Below are 3,475 nucleotides of genomic sequence, written 5' to 3'. Positions count from 1 at the left end.
GTTCAAACTTGCAATGCTCATGGTCTGGCCCGCTTTCGTCATCATCGGCACCGCGCACTGGGTCAGCCTGCTGCTGTGCTGGCGACCCCGCTGGCCGAAGGTGATCCGTGAGGCCGGTTTGCCCGGTAAACCCGTGCCTTCACCCACTACTTTGAGTGACTACCCGCCCGAAGTCCAAGAGCGCCTGCTCGCCAATGCTGACCGCTGGCAACTCAAACCTGGCAAGCGCCCAGCGAAAAAGCCACGTAAACCGCGTACACCCAAAGCGCGAAAAATACCGACATAAAAGCTCACGCAAGCAGCGGACCGCGCTTATCGACAACGTGCAGCAATACCTGCGCACCAAGGCCTGAGGCACACCCCCATGGACTCGCTCACCCAAACGCTCGAACTGGGCAGACGTGTTACAGCCGGCTGCCGCCCAGCACGACGTAACAGCCCTGTCGCTAAGTGCGTGTCTCCGGGCTGGTTTGCCTACTGGAAGGAATGCTGATGGCATTCAAGGCACGAGAGCTGCCCGACAGTGATGCGCGGGTGAAGACCGAGCTTTTGGCAGCGGCCATGACCACGGCTGCGGCCGGGTTTGAAGTTGGCGCCAGTTATGTGGATCAGGTGGTGGTGAGGTATGGCGCGAATAGCGTGACCGGGAGAGGCGCTGCGGCGACGTTGGGGAGATTGAAGCTTTGGGGGGCTGGTCTGGCGGCCATGGGAGGGATGGTATTGGCGTGGTGGGATTTCGCCGATGCGGCTGAACATTTTAACTATCGTCAAGACGATCTTAACGGGAAAAGCACAACAAAATCCCAAGCTTTGGCCCCCGCTTATGCATTGAGTTCCCTGGCAACTATTACACTTTCCTTCGCAGAGGCAGCAACAGCCGTCGCAATCGCCAAACCTTTTTTTGACTATCTATCTCACAACGCAAAAACTAAACTTGTAAGAATGCTGGCCTCATCGCTGGGAGTGCTTGCAAAAAAATTGGGTGCACAAGCTGCTCGCCTCCTACTAGCGCGTTTAGTACTGGGAGCTTTTTGGATAGGTCTCGCCCTAACGATAGTAATTTATCTTTTTGAAGACGATGCTTTGGGAAAGTGGTGCAAACGCAGCTGCTTCCGGAACGGAAAAAATTCGAAACTCTTTGAGGAACTAGAAGAGTTGAGCGCTCTCCATGCAGCTTTCAGTGAGGCCTTATAATGTACTTGGTTGAATGGGGCTTCTGGCAGATGGCAACAGAGTCAGAGAACGCACGGAAGGCGTACGAAGCAGAAATGACACCTGCAGAAAGACGCTCTAGCCAAGATTATTATGAGGGTGACTTGGAAGAAGAAATACATTTTCAACAGGTCAGCGACAAGCCTCACACACGCGGCCCTATTTTTGCTTTCAATGAGAGATTTCTTGAAATGCGCTGTGGCGGCTCCGAAGACAAGCGAGGCCTTATCACCCTTATCACATTAGGCGGAATCTTACCCGGTATCATTGTTGGAATAGTTATTGCTGTAGGTTCTATTTGGCTAGATATCACCAGGCCCGGCCCAAACTCTTTTTTAGGAGTGGTACTTACAATTGTCTTGGGGTTGGTTTCAGGAGCTGCATTATACTTCTACTCAAAATACGGCATAAAAATTAGCCGATTCGAAATACTGACCAGCCGCCATCTGCTCATTCGCTTCAACCGAATAACACAGCAGGTCCACCTGCATAGACCAAGCTATTGCGGCGGCATCGTAACATTTCCCTGGAAAACCACCGGAAGCACAGGTCTTGATCCAGAAGACGACTCGCTGAGCGTCGGAATGAGACTTGGCTTGATCTGGCACCCCAGCCGTACCGGCCTTCCCCACATGGAAATGGCCCTACTCGGCAAACAAGGCCAAGGCGGCAGTGAACTCCGTGATGAATGGGAATTCATCCGCCGCTACATGGAAGAAGGCCCGCACGCCGTCCCCCGCCCCCGCCTGAGTACCCAGCTACCTTCGCCCATCCAGGCATTCAGCGCCCAGTTCGAAGGCCTTGGCCGTTTCTTCCGCAAAAGCAGTTGGCTGTTCAAACTTGCAATGCTCATGGTCTGGCCCGCTTTCGTCATCATCGGCACCGCGCACTGGGTCAGCCTGCTGCTGTGCTGGCGACCCCGCTGGCCGAAGGTGATCCGTGAAGCCGGTTTGCCCGGTAAACCAGTACCTTCACCCACTACCTTGAGTGACTACCCGCCCGAAATCCAAGAGCGACTTCTGGCCAATGCCGACCGCTGGCAGCTCAAACCTGGCAAGCGCCCAGAGAAAAAGCCACGTAAACCGCGTACACCCAGAGCGCCAAAATCATCGACATAAAAGTGTGCTGATATGAACCTAACTCAAATGAATTTTACAAAATTGGGACTATTGGACGGATATGCGTTGAAAAAGTAATGCAGCCCTAGCTGCATTAGCATTGGCAAAAGCTAGAGAATCCGTAAAGAGCAAAAAAATTCAAAGCGCTGCAGTAGGCGCTCAGTGACGGGTGGATTAATGTTTTTGATCGAATGGGGGTTATGGAAAACATGCACAGAGTCAGAGGCAGCACGCAAGGCGGCCGATACCGTGATGGCGCCGACAGATAAGTCTGTAGCAATAGACCTATATGAGAGTGAGTTGAGGGAGGATGTTCACTTTAGGCCCGTAAGCAATACCCCTCGCTCACGCGGCCCCATATTTGCGTTCAATGAAACCTACATGGATATGCGCTGTGGCGGCTCAGAAGAAAAGCGTGGTTTAATCACGTTGATGACGCTTGGAGGTCTAGGGCCTATGACTTATGCCTGGTTTCGTGTAACGTTCTTCTCTATATACATCAATGCAACCCAAGCCGACTTTCTTTCCGTATTCTCTGTTTCATTCAGCCTCTACATGTTATCGATTGGCGGTGCGGTATATTATTTTTATGCTAAGTATGGATTTCGCTTCACCCGTTTAGAAATACTGACTAGTCGACACCTCCTTGTCCGCTTCAATCGGAAAACTCAGCAAGTTCATCTTCATCGACCAACTTCATGTGGTGGCATCGCAACATTTCCATGGAGAACAACGGGAAGCACGGGACTCTACCCAGAGGATGACTCGCTCAGCGTGGGGATGAGACTTGGCCTGATCTGGCACCCCAGCCACACCGGCCTCCCCCATATGGAAATGGCCCTGATCGGCAAGCAAGGCCAGGGCGGCAGCGAACTCCGTGATGAATGGGAATTCATCCGCCGCTACATGGAAGAAGGCCCGCACGCCGTCCCCCGCCCCCGCCTGAGCACTCAACTGCCCTCGCCCATTCAGGCATTCAGCGCCCAGTTCGAAGGCCTTGGCCGGTTCTTCCGCAATAGCAGTTGGTTGTTCAAACTCGTAATGCTCATGGTCTGGCCCGCTTTCGTCATCATCGGCACCGCGCACTGGATCAGCCTGCTGCTGTGCTGGCGACCCCGCTGGCCGAAGGTGATCCGTGAGGCCGG

Annotated in this window: 3 protein-coding genes and 1 pseudogene; all 4 read left to right on the top strand. The window is 53.5% G+C overall.

Annotated features, from left to right (window positions below; all coding sequences use genetic code 11):
• Positions 1 to 286: pseudogene (locus HU770_RS27220) on the top strand (hypothetical protein); the annotation flags it as partial.
• A 206-nt stretch (positions 287 to 492) separates the two neighbouring features.
• Complete coding sequence (locus HU770_RS26610) at positions 493 to 1,194, top strand: hypothetical protein (protein ID WP_238347490.1); 702 nt, start codon at positions 493 to 495, stop codon at positions 1,192 to 1,194.
• Positions 1,194 to 2,330 (top strand): hypothetical protein, encoded by a 1,137-nt coding sequence (locus HU770_RS26605; protein ID WP_186666548.1) that lies wholly within the window; start codon positions 1,194 to 1,196, stop codon positions 2,328 to 2,330. Before HU770_RS26610 ends, HU770_RS26605 begins: the two co-directional genes overlap by 1 nt.
• Positions 2,331 to 2,507: 177 nt before the next feature.
• The coding region (locus tag HU770_RS26600; protein WP_186666545.1) for a hypothetical protein at positions 2,508 to 3,475 on the top strand (968 nt) is incomplete at its 3' end.

It is taken from the genome of Pseudomonas sp. SWRI68, assembly GCF_014269165.1.
Classification (GTDB): domain Bacteria; phylum Pseudomonadota; class Gammaproteobacteria; order Pseudomonadales; family Pseudomonadaceae; genus Aquipseudomonas; species Aquipseudomonas capeferrum.
Note: the sequence above shows the minus strand (reverse complement) of the source record. Positions and strands in the feature narration are given on the sequence as shown.